Annotated in this window: 10 protein-coding genes; 2 read left to right on the forward strand and 8 right to left on the reverse strand. The window is 54.4% G+C overall.

Features of this window, described 5'->3' with window-relative positions:
• Positions 1-81: 81 nt before the first annotated feature.
• The 5 genes from SH573x_RS09805 to SH573x_RS09825 all read right to left on the reverse strand — a co-directional run bounded on the left by SH573x_RS09805 (position 82) and on the right by SH573x_RS09825 (position 8,976).
• Positions 82-1,365, reverse strand: a complete 1,284-nt coding sequence (locus SH573x_RS09805; protein ID WP_479354581.1) for a glycosyltransferase family 2 protein — start codon at positions 1,363-1,365, stop codon at positions 82-84.
• A complete protein-coding gene (locus SH573x_RS09810; protein WP_479354583.1) occupies positions 1,362-2,768 on the reverse strand; it encodes a WS/DGAT domain-containing protein in 1,407 nt (468 codons plus the stop codon). Before SH573x_RS09810 ends, SH573x_RS09805 begins: the two co-directional genes overlap by 4 nt.
• A complete protein-coding gene (locus SH573x_RS09815; RefSeq protein WP_479354585.1) occupies positions 2,768-5,125 on the reverse strand; it encodes an efflux RND transporter permease subunit in 2,358 nt (785 codons plus the stop codon). The genes SH573x_RS09810 and SH573x_RS09815 overlap by 1 nt, the downstream gene beginning before the upstream one ends.
• Positions 5,126-5,185: 60 nt before the next feature.
• A complete protein-coding gene (locus SH573x_RS09820) occupies positions 5,186-6,619 on the reverse strand; it encodes an SDR family oxidoreductase (protein ID WP_479354587.1) in 1,434 nt (477 codons plus the stop codon).
• A 341-nt stretch (positions 6,620-6,960) separates the two neighbouring features.
• The gene (locus SH573x_RS09825) at positions 6,961-8,976 is read right to left on the reverse strand and encodes a hypothetical protein (protein WP_479354589.1); all 2,016 of its coding nucleotides are present in this window, start codon (positions 8,974-8,976) and stop codon (positions 6,961-6,963) included.
• Between the two features lie 195 nt (positions 8,977-9,171).
• Between SH573x_RS09825 and SH573x_RS09830 the strand changes: the two genes are divergently transcribed.
• Positions 9,172-9,513 carry a DUF4870 domain-containing protein gene (locus SH573x_RS09830; RefSeq protein ID WP_479354591.1) on the forward strand — a complete coding sequence of 114 codons (342 nt, stop codon included), beginning with the start codon at positions 9,172-9,174 and terminating at the stop codon, positions 9,511-9,513.
• 28 nt (positions 9,514-9,541) lie between these two features.
• Here the strand turns inward: SH573x_RS09830 and SH573x_RS09835 are convergent, their stop codons facing one another.
• Entirely contained in the window at positions 9,542-12,577 is a 3,036-nt protein-coding gene (locus SH573x_RS09835) for a protein kinase domain-containing protein (RefSeq protein ID WP_479354593.1), read from the reverse strand.
• A 68-nt stretch (positions 12,578-12,645) separates the two neighbouring features.
• Between SH573x_RS09835 and SH573x_RS09840 the strand changes: the two genes are divergently transcribed.
• The gene (locus tag SH573x_RS09840) at positions 12,646-13,260 is read left to right on the forward strand and encodes an RNA polymerase sigma factor (RefSeq protein ID WP_479354595.1); all 615 of its coding nucleotides are present in this window, start codon (positions 12,646-12,648) and stop codon (positions 13,258-13,260) included.
• Positions 13,261-13,370: 110 nt separating this feature from the next.
• Here SH573x_RS09840 and SH573x_RS09845 read toward each other — a convergent pair whose 3' ends face one another.
• Entirely contained in the window at positions 13,371-14,042 is a 672-nt protein-coding gene (locus SH573x_RS09845) for a histidine phosphatase family protein (RefSeq protein ID WP_479354597.1), read from the reverse strand.
• An 81-nt stretch (positions 14,043-14,123) separates the two neighbouring features.
• A complete protein-coding gene (locus tag SH573x_RS09850; protein ID WP_479354599.1) occupies positions 14,124-17,894 on the reverse strand; it encodes a dockerin type I domain-containing protein in 3,771 nt (1,256 codons plus the stop codon).
• Positions 17,895-18,144 lie beyond the last annotated feature (250 nt).

Genomic DNA, 18,144 nt, shown 5'->3' on the forward strand with positions numbered 1-18,144 from the left:
TTTATTAAATGACTATCTGGCAACCGCTTAAGTCGGCGCCATTCGACCTCGCGTTAAAATTGCTCCCAATCGCAGCAGGATTTAGAGCGACTGCTGCGATGTGGAATCGGGAGCTTGATACGGTTTGTACTGGAGCATTCGTATTTGCCAGGGACCTGGCGCGCGGTATTCAATGCCTCTCCAGTTTACTTGACGAGCAAGCAGGCAAGTAACCAGCGCGTAAGTATAAACCCACTGGGTCGCGATAATGGCAATGACGAATTGTGTCGCTGAGGCGGAAAGCAAGGGCAGAGCTGTTTCGCCCCGCGCAGCTATCACTTCATCAACTGCCGACTTCATGGGTTTCAAGAGGGTCGTCAGCAAGCTTTGATAGATGACCATCATTGCTACCACTACGGCTGCCCAAGTCCACTGGCTCATCGATAGCAAGGCGATCGCCATACCCCAGCCCCACAGCAATAACAAAGCTGAAGACAATCCGTGAATGACCACAGCAAACCAGAGGGGATGATACAGACGGGCCACAAACAATTGTCGTCGCATCCATGGAACCAGGCCTGCAAAATCACAATCTTCGCGATTGACCATGATCAGGCCAGGCACAAATTCTAGCCGCTGACCGATACGCGAGAGTTGATGGTTGGTCATCGTGTCTTCGCACAATGCTAACTTCCAACGCTGCAGCAATTCGGCTTGGCGAATACTTGAGACCTTCAGCGCCAAGGTACCGCCCCAAGCGATGCGATAAAAATACATCTGTACGATGGCAGCGGCGTTCCACGAGCGGCGTACCAGGGCAGCCAGCTTCGGCTGGTCAGGGATATACCAACGATTGCCTGTAGCTGCACCTACATCCGGTTTCTGCAGCGCGGATGCTAACTGACGTAGCCAGGTCGGATGCGGAATCGTATCGGCATCCAGGAGTGCGACAAACTCGCGGCCAGTCCGGGGGCCTGGCTGGCTCTCGTCGTAGATCCAATCGGTCTCGATAGCCTGCGCCAGGCTCGAGCACTTTAAACTGCAAGTCGAGAGTGGGGCTTTCAAGAACAGAATCTCGTAGCGCTCGAAACTGTTCTCAACCAAAGCCGACTTGAGTACCGACAGAGCTGGATCGTCGGGATGGTCGACCACAAAACGTACATGATAATTCGGATAGTCTTGCGATACCAAGCCAGCGATACAACGCGATAAGAACGGATCACCACCGCGAAGACATAATATCACCAGGGCTTCGGGCGCTGCGGCATCATCGATCAACGTCTCGCGCCAGCGGCGGACTCGGGCGACGAATCCGAGTACCAGTCCGGCTTGAGGCAGCCACGATACCAATAGCGCCAAACCTAATGCCCAGACCAGGTAAATCACTTGGCAGCTCCCTGCAGCAGGCCGCTCTCCAATCGCTCTGTCAACTTAGTCAATAGCCGTTGGGCTTGACGCTCCGTTACGCAGCGCTGGTCGTACCGTACGGCAATCGTTACCCGCCCGGCATATTGAAAGGTGGTTATGGCCAGGCTCATCAGCGGTGCAACTGGGGCGAGGATTTGACAGCGCACCAATGTCAACGCACCCACGCTCAACTGCCCTGCCGAATTGGTTGATCCAGCCACGTTTAAAATGCGAGCCATGTTGGAAAACACAAACGATGTGTGACAACGCATACTCTGGCGAGCCAATCGACCATCGCTGCGGACCAAACGCAAGGTGAGTAGTTTTTTGATCCACAGCGAGAAGATAAAGATGTATCCCAGCCGATGACGTTTGATGAGCGCCATCTCTTGATGGATACTGGTCAATAACTGGGATCGATCCTCGATCTGCTGCCCAGTACGATCCAAGAAGACGCAACTGACCACATTGCAAGCCGAATTCGGTGAAGCTGTGGCTGGTTCGCGGAGGCTGATCGGGACCATCATGCGCAGCCATTGGTCATCGCGCCCACCATGATCGCGATGAAGCTCGTGAACGACTTCGAATACAGCTGTGGCAAATAGATCATTCATCGTGACCTGTTGGCTGCGCGCTTGCATCTTCAGTTGATTGGAGAGCTCAGTATCAAGTTCGATACTGCAGGCGGTAATCGATTCAGAGTTGTCCATGCTACAGTCGCCAGGCAGTGCCGCAGGGGAGCCAATCGCCACTGGCTGCCGCATGAGAAACTGACGCACTCCCAACAGTCCGATCATTTGACCTGGCAGCATGCGACACACTTTCGCCAGGCTAAGGCCAAAATGATTCCGACCGGCCAGGCTAGTGATATCGAATCGACGTGCGCTGCTGGCCTGATTCGACTGCGCCGGTGATGAACAGTCTTCTGCGGCCAATAACGCGATAAAATCCTCGACCAATGCCAGGCAGCCCAGGCCGTCGGCTAGTGCATGGTGAACTTGCAAGAACACCACGCTCTGAACATGGCCACCGACTTGGTTGCTGTACACATCGACATGCAAGCCGGGCTCGCTCGTCAGGTCCATCCTCGCCAGTTCAGGCCACTCCGGAGCCGGAGCCTCATGCCACATCATTTGTGGTTGCCCTGGCGATTCTAAGTGCCACCACAATTTGTACCACCGCCGTACCAGGCGGGCTTGCAGCAGTGGATGTCGGGCTATCACTTGGCCCAGCGCCGCTCGCGTTTGCGCTTCATCCAGCGATTGAGACAGTTCCAAACGCAAGCAGATCGCGCAAGGATACGCCTGGCTATCGTACGACAACATCAGCTCTTCAAAGGCCGAGCAGCGCAGCCAACGGTTGCTGGTACCAGGTGATTTCATCAAGTGGAGCCCTCCACCGCTGTCTCGCTGGGAACTTCCGCGGTGGAGCCCATGATGGGACCCTGCGTGGTCTTGGATTTTTTCTCCCAATAGAAGAGGTGGTGTAGTGGCGAAAGCAACATGGCTGGCGTCAGGAATATATCACTGGCAACTCCCACGCTCAGTAGCGCGAAGGTCAACCAGGCAAAGCGGGCTACGGGCACAAAAGGGCTGAAGGCAAACACTAACATGCCCACGCCACAAACCAGCCCCGTCTGCAGCATCGCGCCGCCGCAGTTGTTTAGGGCTTCATGGACCGCTTCGGTGTGCGACCAGCCTCGCGCTCGTAAGAGTCTGAAGTGCGAAATTAGATGCAGAGTATCATCCACGCATACACCCATCATCACACTGGCCGTGAGCACCGTGCCAATTTCAATCTCCAAACCGCACCAACCCATCACGCCAAATACAATCGCCGCTGGCGTTACGTTGGGCAGCATGGTCAGCAGTCCGCCAATGAGGCTGCGAAACAGGAGCGCCATCGATGCCGCAATCATCAGAAAGGCGGTCGAGAAACTGGCTAGCAAGTCCGCCATCATCTGGCGCTGAGTCCGAAACAAAAAAGGCGCGCCGCCGCTGATATCGATCTTTACATCTCGTAACGCTAAATTGTCATTTCTCTGCTCCTGCCATTCTGCTTGCAACTGTTCGATCGCTGTTTGAACGTTATTCAGTAGCGCCTCGTATTCCATGGCTCCGGCTACGCGTCCACTTATTCGCCAACTCTCCTGGCGTTCATCGGCGAAAAATAATCGCATCTGCTGAAATTGCTCGCGCGACCGCTCGACTGCTCTGCCAATCAATGACCGCCGCGTCACGTTGCGAATTCCGCTGCCTTCGGGCAATGGAGGCAAGAAGTTGATAACCGATAAGGTGCTCTTGATTTCCGGCAGCGTCATAAACTTGCGCCGAATCTTTTCAAGAACCGAGATACGCCAGTACGCTTGCTGCGAAGTCGCTGCGGTCTGAGTTGGAAAACTGACGACCAGTTCTAATGGCACCAAGGCACCTACATGTTCTTCCAGCCAGGCATAGTCTCGAACCAGCTTGTCTTGCGGCGACAAGAGTTTGTGGGTACCCACACTGGTCGATAGTCGACGGATGCCCGAGCCAAAGCCGGCAATGACCACGATCCAAATAGCCACGATCAGCAGGGGCGCTCGGCTGAGTAACGGGACAACTATCTGCACCCAAACTCCGCGCTTGGTGGCTCCACTATTCACTGGCAGGCTGCTATGCGGTACCAACTCGATTGCTTGCCAGCGCCAATTCCGCGTGCTGGCCCAGCGTGCATGAATCGCTAGTAGACCGACGACAGTTACCGTATTGATCGGCACCAAGATCGCCGCATACAGTCCAAACGATTGAATCGGTACCAGCACGCTGGTGCACAACGAAACAAATCCTAGAGAGGTCGTCACGGCGGCTAACGAACTGGGAACGAAGGCGTTTCTGATCGCCACCAGAGCCGGGGACTGCTGATCGTGCAGGCAGGCTTCGCGAAAATAGCCCAGGAAGTGTAAGCCAGCAGAGATGGTCAGCACGAAGCACAAGTTCGAAACCAGCAACTGCACGGAGTCAACATGACCACCTGTAAAGTAGATGAACGCCATCGCCAACTGCTGATTGAAGACAGCCACCAGAAACAGCGTTCCCACCAACCACACCTTGCGCAGTGACACTAGCAGAATAGCCAGGCACACCAGCCAGGAGGCTGAGTTCAGTTCAGCCAGGTACTTATTAGAGGCGGCATCAACGGCCACTGAATCGGCTGTTGTACCAGCCAGGCGGATGTCATCCAGCGATAGGCCAGTGATGGCTCGCGATTGTTCCCATGCATAATTGACGGCGGCTCGGCGATCATCCAGACCTGCTGCGGACACCAAGGCAATCACGCATGTTTGCTGGCGATCGGGTCCCACGAACAACCCGGTCATCCGCGAAATTGCCTGGCTGCGACTGAGACTGTTGTCCGCCGTCAGCGACTGCAGGACCTGATTGCCGCTCTGCGCGGAATCAAAGTAGATAACGCCCGACTCGTTAGGAGCCAGCAGTCGCTGAGCCAGTTGGTCGGATCGCGGGTCTTCCAGTCGGCAGCCTGGCCAACTGATCATCAGGAACTCGTCGCTCCCGAACCGCTGGAAGAAATCGACGAGTTGTCGAGTTTCCGGCAGGCTCTCAGGCAACCAATCATCAATCCGATTTTGGCTGGACTGCCAGGCCCGCATGGCCCCAACCATTACGATCGGCCAGAGCAACGCTACCAGCACGATCGCGACAGGTGGTAACCACTTCGGTGGCCACGAACGAGAGTGCATGGGGTCATCCTGTATTTGAATTTTCAAATTTCAGATTCTGCATGCACTGGCGATGGCGACTTACACCACTTCGCCTTCACGCCGGCGAGTCGGTTGGGCAAATGATAAAGGAAAGAACTGTTCGATCAGTTTTTCGGCCAAAGACTCCACCGGTACATCCATGACGCTGAAGAATTCTTCAGAGGTTATTGTAATCACAGATTCTAGTCCGGCGGTCAATCCAGGGCTGCATACGACCTCACGGCCTGGCAGCAAACTAAGCGTCCATTGACCGCCGCCGGTCCCGCGAATATCCAATCCCAAACTGGCAGCGGGCAGTTGATCTTGATCCAAACGCGGTAGTTGATCAAACAGGCAGTGTGCGTATCCGCTGACACGCGGGAGCGGGACGCGCTTCTTACCCCAGCGATCCTCTTGTCCAAATTGAATGTACTTGTGAATCGTCTGCTCGTCGATGACTGGGCATGGTAGGTCGCCAGCAAAGCGCTGGACATTGGTGCAGTCAAACGTCGGATCCGTTCGCTCGTAGTTGTTATACAAGCTCATAGCCGGCAAGATTTCGGCTTCCAGTGCGTTGTAGCTGGACGGTGATAGTTCCTGATAACCCAGCCACTCAACGCCAGTCGAGTTGAAATACGTATAGCCGGCCTCGATGATCCTGCGCGCCGTCATGCAGTCGTGTGGAGCCAGATGAAAAGTATGGCCATGTGCATCTGGATTCATGAACAACCGGGTCATGACTTGCGAGACCCAATCGACAGGAACTACGTTACGACGCTCGTCGCCTCGGACCGGTATACGCAGCGGAGTCTGTCGCCTGCCATCGGGACCGACCGGCTGTCGTGGAACCAGCATGGCCATCATGCGCAAGTACAGGTAGATGCCATGATAGGTATTGGTGTAACCAGTCTTGGAATCTCCCGAGATAACTGCAGGTCGATAGACGGTCAGTTGTTCCAAGTGGTCAGCACTGCGAACCAACTCCTCTGCCATCAACTTACTTTTCTCATAGTCATTCCGAAATTCTTGACCATGATTGAGTTCGGATTCGTAGATCGTTCCCTGACGCAGTCCACACACATACGCGGTTGAAACATAATGCAATTTGCCGATGTCAGCCGTCTTGCACAACGACAGTACGCTCTCGACGCCTTGAACATTGGATTTCCACGGCTCACCCATGCCGTCATCCAGAAACTTTAGCGACGCTGCGCTATGCATCATCGACGAACAATTGCGACCCACCCAGCGCACATCTTCAGGGCTTAGGCCTAACATGGGACGACAGATGTCGCCCTTGAGTACCACCGGACGAGGAAGGCTGCGATGATGCTGCTTCTCCCAGTGCTGAATTACCGACTCAACCCTCTGCCAAGCTGATTCATGTTTTCCGTCTCGAACCAACAGTGCCAAAGGCACGCCGCGTTCGAGCAGATCGGCAACTAGATAACGACCAAGCAGACCGGTCGCCCCGGTAAGTAGCAAGTACCCCAAAATATCGGCCCTCAATCGAAGTGTAGACTCTCGATAAGCGGCTAAAGTATCCCGCAATTTTCTAAATGTGCAACTGCATTATGTTTTCCCCCTCGTTTAACCAGTCGTATGGGAAAGCTTTACTGGTGGATAACTTGTAGAGTGTCTCCTTTTGCTCCGCAAAAGGAACCTGCTCAAAACCTGCTCAAAACCTGCTCAAAACCTGCTTTGAACATGTTTGAACTTTGCTTTGAACCTGCTTTGAACTTTGCTTTGAACCTGCTTTGAACTTTGCTTTGAACTTTGCTTTGAACCTGTTTTGAACCTGCTTTGAACTTTGCCTTTCGCGGAGCGAAAGGAGACTATGGTTTGGCGATGGCCTGTGATATATCAGCGCCAAAGCTTAATGATTTTTCCTGTACGCTAAATGGTTCGTCCAATGTGATTCGCCCTTTTAGCTGTCCACGATGCAACCGGACGGTTGATGCCATATGACTAGAATTTGTGCTGTAAGACAGACCATCGACATACATGTTCAGGTTGATTGAATCGCCCTGAATTAGGAGTTCGACGGTGGCTGACGGATGGGTGTTACCCGTAGCGTCGAACATGCTGACTGATTCTTTGGCAAAGAACTTCTTTTCAACCGCGGCTTGCGCCAGAGGCTGATTGCTGAACATGATGATCTTGGCCGCCCTACCATCTTCGAGCTTGGCTAGTGCCAGGCAGTGTTTCAGTACATATTCTTTATCACCGAACTGTACGCGGCAGACGCTAGTTGCAATCTTCTTATCGGCATCACTGGCGGGTTCTTGATCATCGGGCACGTCAAACGAAAGGTTGGGCTGTTCGTTTGATCGGCCTGGGTTGGCAGCATCTTCGGCATCCAATTGTCTCATCTTGCTTTGCAACTGGGCAGCCTGCGCTTGTAACGCCTGCATGTCTGCAGGCTTGTTACCCAGCGAACCGAGCGCTTTGGAAAGTTCTCGGCTAATCAATTCGTCGGCAGCGGCTTGGGCTTTGGCGATTTCCAAGTCCACCGCGGTTGGTTGGGATGTAGAGGAGGCCGCATCCTCGGCAGGTGTATCTGGCGCGCTGGCTACTTTGCCGGCCGCTGCATCATTGTTTGTCTCTTCCGTGGCCGGTTTGGATTTCGGTAACACGCTGCGTTCCAGTGAGATCCAATACTTGCCTTGGGATTCTATGTAACGTGCGGCCAAACCCACGGTCGAGTCACCATAGGTTTCAATCGGCAACGTACGGATATACAGTGCGGTTGATTTTTCGTCCACATAAGCTGGTTGATTGACGAATTGCCAACCCAAGGATGCGCCGTGTTTCTCAAGTAGCGCGACCATGGTCGCTCGATTGCCTTCCCAGGCAAGCGCGCAGCGGCCGGCCATCGCGTCCATGCGCAGTGGTTGTCGGTGATCGATAGTCGGAATATCCATCGGAATGACGGACTCGGCGTGATAGAAGATCGAGATTTTATCGGCAGGATTGTTGGGGTCTTTAACCAGTCCCATATTTACTCGGATCGCTTGCTTGCGAAAACGCACCGAACGATAGTGCGGCACATCGACCATCGGCGAGTCCATATCGATGACGATTTGCCAGCCAGCCTCCATCATCTGTTTACTAAGTGCATCGGCTGCATCCTCGATGTTGAGAGATGATTTGTGACCGGCCATCACCGCGGTCGACTCTTGTACTTCCGCGTCGCTAGTCTGCGGCAGAGTGCGGACGTCGAAGTTGCCCAGCGAGCTCATGTTGACTCCAATCTCGCCAGGTGTGCCACCGGTGCTGATGGCCAGACGGACATAGTAACCATCTTTGGTGACCAGGCGATCGATGTACTGATCGTTCGAAGTGACCAAGTGAGTCGCCGGTTGCCAGCCCGCATCTTGGAACAGCTTCTCGTAGAACTTATTGGCATCCTCTAACGTGGCAGTGGCCGAGTAATAGAGGTAGGTAGGACCAGCTTCGAGCTCCTGCTTGGGATTCAACTTGGGAAGTGCCTGAAGATTTATCGTCTCCAGCGTGACTCGGGCGGTTGAGGGCTCAGCGATCTGGGTTGGGGCATTGATTTGTTCTGCTGCAACAGATGGTGTGGATTGTGCTTTGGCTTCTAGTCCGCTGGCAGGATCCGTCGCCGTTTCATTTGGTATGGAATCTACTTCGGCAACCGCGCTGCCGTGTGCGGCTGCTGCACCCACATTCCTTTCGGTTTGGATTGGTGCGGCTGAAGCCGTGGTAGTCGAAGCCGTCTGTTCACCGTTCGATTTTGCTGTTGATTGATCTGGCGCTTGACCACAGCCGAGGGCTAATATTGCGCTGCTCGCCAGACCAGTCAGTGCCTTCCAAGTGATTCTTGACATGAGTATTTCCGTGCGAATTTCGCCGATGGTTGAGAGGAAGAGTTTATGTCTAATGCCACTGGCCACGCACAACGAAACATGTTCTTCGAAAAAAAATTGTGTTTCGTTTTCCAGGCATTAGGGCATCAGTGGGAGTTGGTTAGCCATCCAAAACCATCTCCCTCTGTGGTCACTCTTACGTCTCAGGAACAGACAATGAATCAGACAACGACAACTTCGACTTCGCAGCGCTCGCCGGAATTGGTCATGTGCATACTCAGCTATTTGGGCATCTTTGCCTTGATACCATACTTCGTGCGCAAAGATGACGAGTTCATCCGATGGCACGCGCGGCAGGGACTTCTGCTGGCCGCCACGCTGATTGTGTTATGCATCGTATTGGGTGTGCTATCGATGCTACCGTTGATTGGATTTATGGCGTCGTTGGTCTCGGGCCTGGTTGGCTTGGCTACCTTGGGGCTAAGCGTCTATTGCATGATCCAGGCGTGTAACGGCCGCCGCTGGGAGATTCCGGTGCTCGGGACGCTCGTCAGATAATCGCTAGTGGGCTTTCTCAATCACGTCTTTAGTTTGCAGCGCCAGCGATGGCGTCCGCAGCTTCCTTGGCAAACTGAATGAGTTCGCGGTTGCTGGCAGCTTCTGCTTGCCGCCGCGCCTCTGCGCGTTGAAACCAGGTTTGCGCTTCCGCGGTTTTTCCCAGTCGTGCTTGTAGCATGGCTTGGAAGAACCAATCCGAAGTTCGTCCACCTTTGGATAGTTCCAAACTGCGATCAGCGGCTGTGAGTGCTTCGCTGGTTGCACCGCTTCGATAAAGAGCCAACGTCAACGTATTCCAATAGTTCGCGTTCTTGCGCGCCAGATCCACAGCCTTTTTGGCGTATTGCACGGCCTGTGTAAATTCTTCCGGGGTTGAATGGGTATCCACAGCAAGTTGCCAGGCTAAGTTGTTGTAAGGTTCGGCCATTTCCGGGCGAACTTCCATGGCCCGCCGATACTGCTTGTTCGACTCCGCTACGTGTCCCGATTCATAATAGGCAAAAGCCAACGGTACCAGGCTGTTGGCCAACTCTTGTTGGAGCGCTTGATTGCCGGGGTGTTGCGCGACAACCTGCTCTTGAACAAGCACAGCTTGTTTGGCGATTTGGATGGCTTCGTCGTATCGCTGCTGCGAGTTAAGGCTGCGGGCAGTCTGAATTAAACTCCGCCCCCATTCAGTGCGATAGTTAATGCGTTCTGGAAAATCCTTGACCAGGTTGGCATACAGCTTTTCAGCGGGCTTGAGCAATTCGAGTGATTCAGGCGCGCGGCCTGTAGCGATCAAATGGGCCGCCAGGTTCGTCATGCTGCGGGCAGCGTATTGTTCCATGAAACGATTGTTAGTCGTATTTTCTAAGATCAATTGACGCAGCGCTAACGCTTCGCGCAAACATAGCTCGGCCGCGTTAGGCTCATATTTTGATTTTAACGTGATGGCGATATCGTCCAGGCTCAGCGCCAGTTCCGCTAAGGCATTGATCGGCAACGAGCGATTTCCGGTCGCTGGCTCTTTTAGCAAGCGCTGCCGTAGCTCCGCCGACTGATCGACACGCTGCTTGACCAACTCAGCCGCTACCTTGGACTGGTCCAATTTGGCAGGTGTCGGTAGCTTGGCAGTGATGCGAGCTGCATTCAAACATTGATCCAACGAGTCAAGATAGATAGGCAGCGCTTCGTTCCAACGGGCTTGCCAACCGAGAATGGTGCATAGATTGGCCTGCGCATTGGCCAGCCGCAACATGGCGTCGGCCTGCGAAGGATTCTGAGTCAACATCTGTTTGAGCATGTCGATCAACTGGTTGAAAGTTGCCTCGGATTCCGACCACCGCTCCAAGCGACGCTGGGCGTTAGCCAGTTGCAAGAGGCAGTCACTGCGCAGCCACTGCGCATTGCGCTCGGCTTGAAGTTCCAGCAGCCATTGATTGGCTTGCTTTAGTCGCCCCTCAGCCTGTGTCCACAGGCCCAAGTCAGCATGGAGCGAAGCCGAACGCATGGCTGCTTGCGCTGCTTCGATACGAATGGCTGGATCGCTATCGTGTTTCTGTAGGAACTCTTCGTAGTAGTTGACGGCATCTTCGAAGGCTTTGCGACGTGTTTGATCAAAGCCAGGTTCGTACTCCAGCTTGACCCCGATATCGGTCGTACGTCCCAAGAGAACTCGGGCTTGTTTGAGACTGGCTTCGTAGGCTTCTTCTGCCTCGGACGCTCGTTTTTCTTGAGCGCTCGCCAGGCGTGTTTGCGCATCCGCTTCGCGCTGCGCGGCCCGCAATGTCGAGCGTTGCCAGAGGAACATCGATAGGCCGACGCCAGTCAATAAAACGAGTGCGGCCGCCAGGATACTGACCTCGCGATGTCGAGCCATCGCGCGGTAGCTCTTTTCCCAAACTCCTGCGCGACGCGCTAGGATGGGGCGATGGTCTAAGAAACGCGTTAGGTCGTCGACCAGGCATTTTGCATCCGCATAGCGTTGTTTAGGCTGTTTCTCCAAACACTTGCAGCAAATCGTCTCCAGATCGCGCGAAACCGCGCGCTGCAATTTGCTAGGAGCCACCGGTTCGCGCTCGACTATCAGTTTAAGCGTTTCGACTGCGCTCTGGCCATTGAAAGGCAGTTGCCGCGTCAGCAGTTGATACAGGATGACGCCGATGGAAAAGATATCCGAAGCTGGTCCAACTTCGCGACTATCGCCGGATGCCTGTTCAGGCGACATGTAGCGGGGAGTACCCAATACAGCACCGGTTTGAGTCAAGGCGCGGGCCGAGTCATCCATGCGCTTGGCCAAGCCGAAATCGACAACCTTGGGTTCGTTATTTACAGTCAGCAGTACGTTGGCCGGTTTCAAATCGCGATGAACGATACCATGCGCGTGAGCAAATCCAATGGCCTCCGCTAAATACTTTATCAATAAAGCAATTTCGTGGTTGCTGCGTTCTGGCCCTTGCATCCAGCTCTCGAGCGAACCGCCTTCGATCAGTTCCATGGACAAGAAATCGCGTCCTTGGTCGACACCGATTTCGAAAATCTGTACGATGTGCGGATGCTGTAGGGCCGCGATCGATTCTGCTTCTTGCAGAAACCGCGAGCGTTGGCTGATGCTGGTTTCCGATGCGCTCAAGACCTTGACGGCTACCTGGCGGCCGAGGCCTTTCTGTCGAGCCCGGTATACGACACCCATGCCACCGCGACCAAGTTCATTCAGCAGTTGGTAGTTGCCAATCGAGCCGAGGTCGGTTGAATTGACACGTTGGGGAACGCGGGCAACTTCGGCATCGCTTTCGTCCATCAAGTCGTGCAGCTTGATTAGACGCTCGAGTCTGGCTCGATGTTGCGGATAGTTTCCCAGCCATTGTGGGGTGGGTGGCCGCTGCCCCAGTCGCTCCAGCGCTTGAAACTCTGTGTAGATAATCTCCAGAGCCGATTCTTCGTCCGCCGCCAGCTCGGGAAACTGAGACAAAATGGTCTGCGCCGGCTGCCCATGACCTTCTCCGACCAGGGTCGAGACCCGCAGGCAGGCGCTGCGCAATTGCGATTCAAATTCTTTTGAAGTGTGCTGACGATCGATCATAGAAATAGTGTAACATCAGATAGCGATTAGCTTTCAGATCGACGATGCGAAAATTGAGCTGTAAGTCTATGGTCGAAGCCAATGATTTTGAACTCCTGTTAGCCGCGGCGCGCCTGGGTGACCGAGCGTCGATGGCTCAGTTGGCCCAGCAGTACGAGCCCGAGTTGCGCATGGTGGCTCGCTTGCGCCTGGGCCCAGCCCTGAGACCGTATCTCGACTCAGTCGACTTAGTTCAATCGGTCCACCGCAGTCTGATGATGGGACTACGCGATCAGCGATTTAACGTATCGACACCGCAAAATCTGTTGGCCTTGGCATTGACGATTGTGCGCCGCAAAGCCGCTCGGCATTGGCGACACCTGCAACGTCAAAAGCGACTGGGAGAAACGGGAAGTAGTGACTCGCCCGACGACCAGCAAGGCACCCTTGAGGCCCTGCTGGCACTAAAGACTCCCACCGGCGACCCACAAGCCGAAGCCGATTTGCGCGAGCAGCTAGCGGTATGGATGGCCAGCCTCGATTCGCTCGAACAGCAGCTAGTCACGTTGCGCATCGAAGGCTACTCCACGGTCGAAGTCGCTCGAACCTTGGGGCTGGATCCCGACGTCCTGCGCGTCAAGCTGAGCCGCATGCGCAAACGCATGCGCCAGCACGGCATCGAAGAATCCCTGCTCCCCCACTAAACCGCGGGCGTTAGCCCCGGTTCCCACTAAACCGAGGGCGTTAGCCGGTAGCCACCGTCGCCAGACGGTGGACTCTCGAGGCGGCGAAATCCACCGCTTGGCAGCGGTGGCTACGCAACGCGCATATCGACCGGTAGATGACCAACCTGGTTCCACTGCAGCATTTCCCATTCATTGCCGTTGAAACGCAACCTGGAAACCGACGTATTCCAAATCTCTTCATGCGCATTGGGCCAGGTTGAGCTTTGAAGCATCTCTTCCAAGAGCACACGTTTAAAGTCGGCATGGATCACCAGCGCCGCCATCGAATCGGCTCGCAGGGGCGTCCACTGTTGGCTGAGCCACTGGGAAACGCAGGCGGCTCGCGCACGTACGCCTTCGTATGTTTCGTACTCGCGGTCGATGTTCCAGCCGCGAGGACCGATCAGCGGATCGATTTCCCAATCGGGATAGTGGGTGCGCAGTTGATTGCAGCACATGCCCGGTTCGCCCCGCAACTTGCCCGGCTCATAACCACTGTAACAGCCACCTTGTTCATAAATGTCTGCTTTGATGATCGGACGAAGACCGAAACGCAAGCTGGTTGGGCGAGTGGTGTCCAGCGACCTACGAAAAGGGCTGCAATAGAGCTGCGAAATTGGATAACTCGCCAATCCCTCGGCCAATAGTTCAGCTTGCTGCGTGCCTAGTTCTGTCAGCCCCGGATCGGGTACACGCTCGGGTTCCGGCAGAGCATTGTTGGCAGACTGGGCATGGCGAATCAGTAGAATAGTCTTGTTCATGCCCGCTATTCTGACCGCCCACAATAGAATTCGTCAAGGTAGCGGAACGCGTCAAGCGTGGGTCAGATGCGGAGCAAGCATTCAGCGTTTAATCTTGCTCCATTGAAGTTCGCCTTCACCGGTTATATTGCCAGTGTTCAGAGCGTTAATGACCTGCAACGCATCCAAGGCGGTCACAAATCCATCTCGCGAGACATCGTAAAAGCTATCCAGCGCTGCATTGTCGTCGGGCAATTGCGATTGGGACTGAGTGTTCAAGCGATTGATGATCAGCAGTGCATCCAATGGCGTGATGATCCCGTCGCGATTGACGTCGGCAGGCATCAGACTATTGTGCCATGGGTACATGCCATCCAACACACGCACGTCGAAGGCCAACCTAGAAGAGTGATCGGCCGGGTCGATGGCGATAACTTCGAACTTGTGAATCCCGATGTGAACTCGGTCGGGGGCAAACCTCAATTCACGCGATGCAGGCGTAAACTCAATCCAATCGGGTAAAGGTTGACCACCGGCAGATTGAATTGAATAGATAACCTCCTTTCCTTCCGGATCCTTGAACAGGTCGGCAGGTAGTGGCACAATCGTTTGCTTTTCGGAGAACACATCGATCGGTAGTAGGCCTAAGTACTGTCGAGGAGCTTCATCGACATCGCGCAGCTTGATTGTTATGTCGGCCGAATCGCTCAGGCCGGTAACGTTGTCAGTAACGCGAACCCGCATGATCCGCTGATTGAGCTGTTCGAAATCCAACGGATTGATCCAGGCGTATACTCGGCCTGAGTTCTGGTCGACCTCCAACGGAAAGCCATCGGTTCGTTCGAAGCTGACGTGACTATTGGCTTCCATTTCCGCAGTCAACGTGAAGAGTAACGTCCACGTTGGCTGGTTTTCGTCAACTTCGAAGACCTGGTCGTCGATCTTGGGCGGATCGATGCGATTAAGCACTTCGTAGTTCATTTCAACTGGCCGAGTCATGATCAAGCTAGTCAATTCATCTTCATAGTCGACATCGATGATCAGCTGACCATGTACGGCATTTTGTGCTATCAGCTGCTCATAGTCCAAGGCTACATCGGGTCGCAAACGTATCTGGCCGGTGGACGTGTCGAGCAAAAACTTTTCGCTATCGGTATTGTTGTGCCAACGATACGCCACCACGGAATCCGGATCGATGGAGGGCTGAATACTGTCCAATGGGATGCTGCCTACGATGGCGCCGGGCTGGTTCTCTTGAATAAAGTAGAACGCTGGCGGGTCAGCGGAAACAAAGTCTCGATAGTCGGCTCCAAACACTTCGGAGACTCCGTGGGCCACGCTCCAGGCGACCGCCGCAACCTTCTGACCGCGAACTGCGATCGTTGGATTGGAACCCGAGCTACCAGGATCGATATCTGAGAACAACTCCGTGCCAGAGGATGTGCCATCGGTAATCCACAGTTCGCGACCATACTCGGATGTGAAAATACTTAGCAGGCCGCGACCATCGGGTAACAAATGGATCGTCGACGGGCCCGTTCCACCATTTCCTACAGCTCTATGCAGAATACGTGTAGTGCCATCCAGTGTGCCATCGCTGGCCCAGACGTCCAGGCCTTTCAACTTGTTGGATGTGACCAGGATAACTCGATCATTGACTACGCCATAAATGCTGGCTGCTATCGATTCTTGCCTGTCTGCCAACGGAAGCACCACGCGTGTACCGGCTGCAGTGCCGTCGGTGATATGCAATTGTGTCGTTCGATTGCTATCCCTGCTCAGAAAGACAAACTTGTCTCCGAGCGGTTGATAGCCGCCGCTCAGTGAGGCGATACCGGTTGGCAATTGTCCTACTAGTTCGGCTGTCGCGAACGAATCGGTCAATCGCCAGAATTCGCGGCTGCCATTGACAATCCACAGATCACCATTAGCGATCATCGGAGCGCCGAAGAAGCCAGCCGTTCCTGCTGGTGCATCGCCGAGATTAACGCGTTGGGTACCAGCGGCCGTTCCGTCGGTTTCCCAATAGAAAGAGCCATCGTATAGGAGTGTCCGGACACCGAACTGCGTCACATCGAACGTATCACTGTTCAAGGGCCGACGAGAATCGGTCAAATCAACTACCTTTTCAACCGGTTCCAAGTTCTCATTCAGTCGATAGAGAGTCCGCCCCTGCTCACCCAATCGGACTTGATAGAGTTGTCCACTGACACCAAAGATATCGCTGATAGTTGCTACAGATTGAGTAGGTCGTGAGTGCCAAGTCTCGCTGACAGGATCCCAACTCCACTGGTCCGTTACGACCAAGCGATTATTGATCCATTGTGGGTGTCGCACATTAGCAGACTGCGCAATATCAGGGGGCAGCGTTAAGCGTTTGGTGCCAGCGGGTGTTCCATCGGTTTGCCAAAGTTCTAACGGCGTATTGATGCGAGCAGCCGTGAACCAAGTCTGAGCTGGCGACTGGGCGATGATGGTAATGTCGCTGCCAAACGTTCCATGCTGACCATCAAAGGCCTTGGTTTGTCGTTCAACCACGTCGTACTCCATCATGAGTACGGTGCTATTGAACTTAGTTGTATCTTCGTCGCTGTTATTGGCGTGCAAGCGATCGGGAAAAAAGACGCGATCGCCAACCAATTGGGGAAAGTGTTGGCCCGAACTTGAGAAGGCCGATAATGCGAAGGGATTGTTGATCACTCGCACGGCGGTGGCGCGGCTGGCGCCTAACGGAAGTGAGTACAACCGCAGTTCATTGGGAGCAACTTGACCGAAAAACAAAAACTGCTCGTGCGTAGCCACAATCTGCGTATAAAACGGGTGGCCAGCGTACGGAACGAAGGTATCGGTTTGCTCGTCGGTCTCTAAATCGACCAGTGTGTATCGGCCTTCGCGCACGGTGAGCAGTTGATTGCCGATGCTGGCCACCAACACCGGACCGCCTGGACGCTGATAGGGATAATACTTGTCGATTAGCTGCCGGGTGCCATCGGCTGTGCCGTCAGTTTGCCACAGCATATTTGGCTCTGCAGCAAAATAGGCATGACCCTCGATGACAACTGGCTGTTCTCGGCGGAGGGATCCCGAATAGACTTCTTTCAGCCCTTCATCAGCTCGATAACTGAGCAGTGTACCTTGATCGGTTTCTCTGACGATCAGCAACCGATCGTTGACCGTCATCAGGTTCAGAACGGCTGGATGGGAGAGATTGGCAACCGATTCCGTTGAGTTGGTACTCGGCGAATAACGAGCCAGGTAGGGACCGGTCCAACCGAAAGCCGTGAAGTAGATATCACCCTGAAGTTGGCTCATCGCATCGCCCACAAAGCGATGTCCCGACTCGTCGCCGCTGGATAACACGCGTACGGTTCCCTCGGCTGTGCCGTCTGTCCTCCATAGAGCTCGACCTTGGTCATCGGTGGCGAAGAAATAAACATCGTCGCCAAGCTGGGCCCCCAGGTAGATATTGGACGTCTGGGGGCCGGTGTGAATATCGCGCAGCATGTAAGTGCCATTGCGAGTGCCATCGCTGGTCCACAACTCGGCACCGAACTGTGAACTGGCTGCCAGAAAAACGACTCGATCGCCGATCGATACCGAGCCGGTCGGGGCCAATGCGCCATCGACGGCTTGCAGATCGGTCAGCTGCGTAAGGTCGGCGCTACCTGTCGGCCCCAACAGCCAGAGATCGGGCACATTGGTTCCGGCGCCCATCGCGACTTGATCACCAATCTGTGCCAGCCAACCGGAGGTGCCGACGGTAGAACGCTCCACTGTGCTAGTATCGGCCAGCAGCGCAAAGTCGACAGCCATCATTTGCCGCTCGAGCAAACGCTCCAACTTAAGCGAGCGTCTGTTATTACGTGGTGGCATTGCAGGACGCTATTCGATAGTCAGAGACTGGCCAAAAATTCTACTTGAAAAGACGAGTTTCTTGGACGAGTCGAACGTCCCTCGGGTTCCCCCATTATAAGTGCAAAATTCCCGATTTCGCCCCGATCATTCGCTAGCATGGCCAGTTGCGCTCAAAAAGGAAAAGTAATGGATTGCAGCCACCAAGGGACCGCGTGAGCGCGGGCGACACACCACTGGTCTTTTTGCTAGCGTGGCCATATACGCGCGG

This window comes from Rania fehmarnensis, assembly GCF_056494185.1.

Bases quoted from the DNA above. Each gene is read 5' to 3' on its own strand.
- SH573x_RS09850 (WP_479354599.1), bottom strand. From the start codon at position 17,894: ATGCCACCACGTAATAACAGACGCTCGCTTAAGTTGGAGCGTTTGCTC.
- SH573x_RS09810 (WP_479354583.1), bottom strand. From the start codon at position 2,768: ATGAAATCACCTGGTACCAGCAACCGTTGGCTGCGCTGCTCGGCCTTT.
- SH573x_RS09840 (WP_479354595.1), top strand. From the start codon at position 12,646: ATGGTCGAAGCCAATGATTTTGAACTCCTGTTAGCCGCGGCGCGCCTG.
- SH573x_RS09835 (WP_479354593.1), bottom strand. From the start codon at position 12,577: ATGATCGATCGTCAGCACACTTCAAAAGAATTTGAATCGCAATTGCGC.
- SH573x_RS09845 (WP_479354597.1), bottom strand. From the start codon at position 14,042: ATGAACAAGACTATTCTACTGATTCGCCATGCCCAGTCTGCCAACAAT.
- SH573x_RS09815 (WP_479354585.1), bottom strand. From the start codon at position 5,125: ATGCACTCTCGTTCGTGGCCACCGAAGTGGTTACCACCTGTCGCGATC.
- SH573x_RS09830 (WP_479354591.1), top strand. From the start codon at position 9,172: ATGAATCAGACAACGACAACTTCGACTTCGCAGCGCTCGCCGGAATTG.
- SH573x_RS09825 (WP_479354589.1), bottom strand. From the start codon at position 8,976: ATGTCAAGAATCACTTGGAAGGCACTGACTGGTCTGGCGAGCAGCGCA.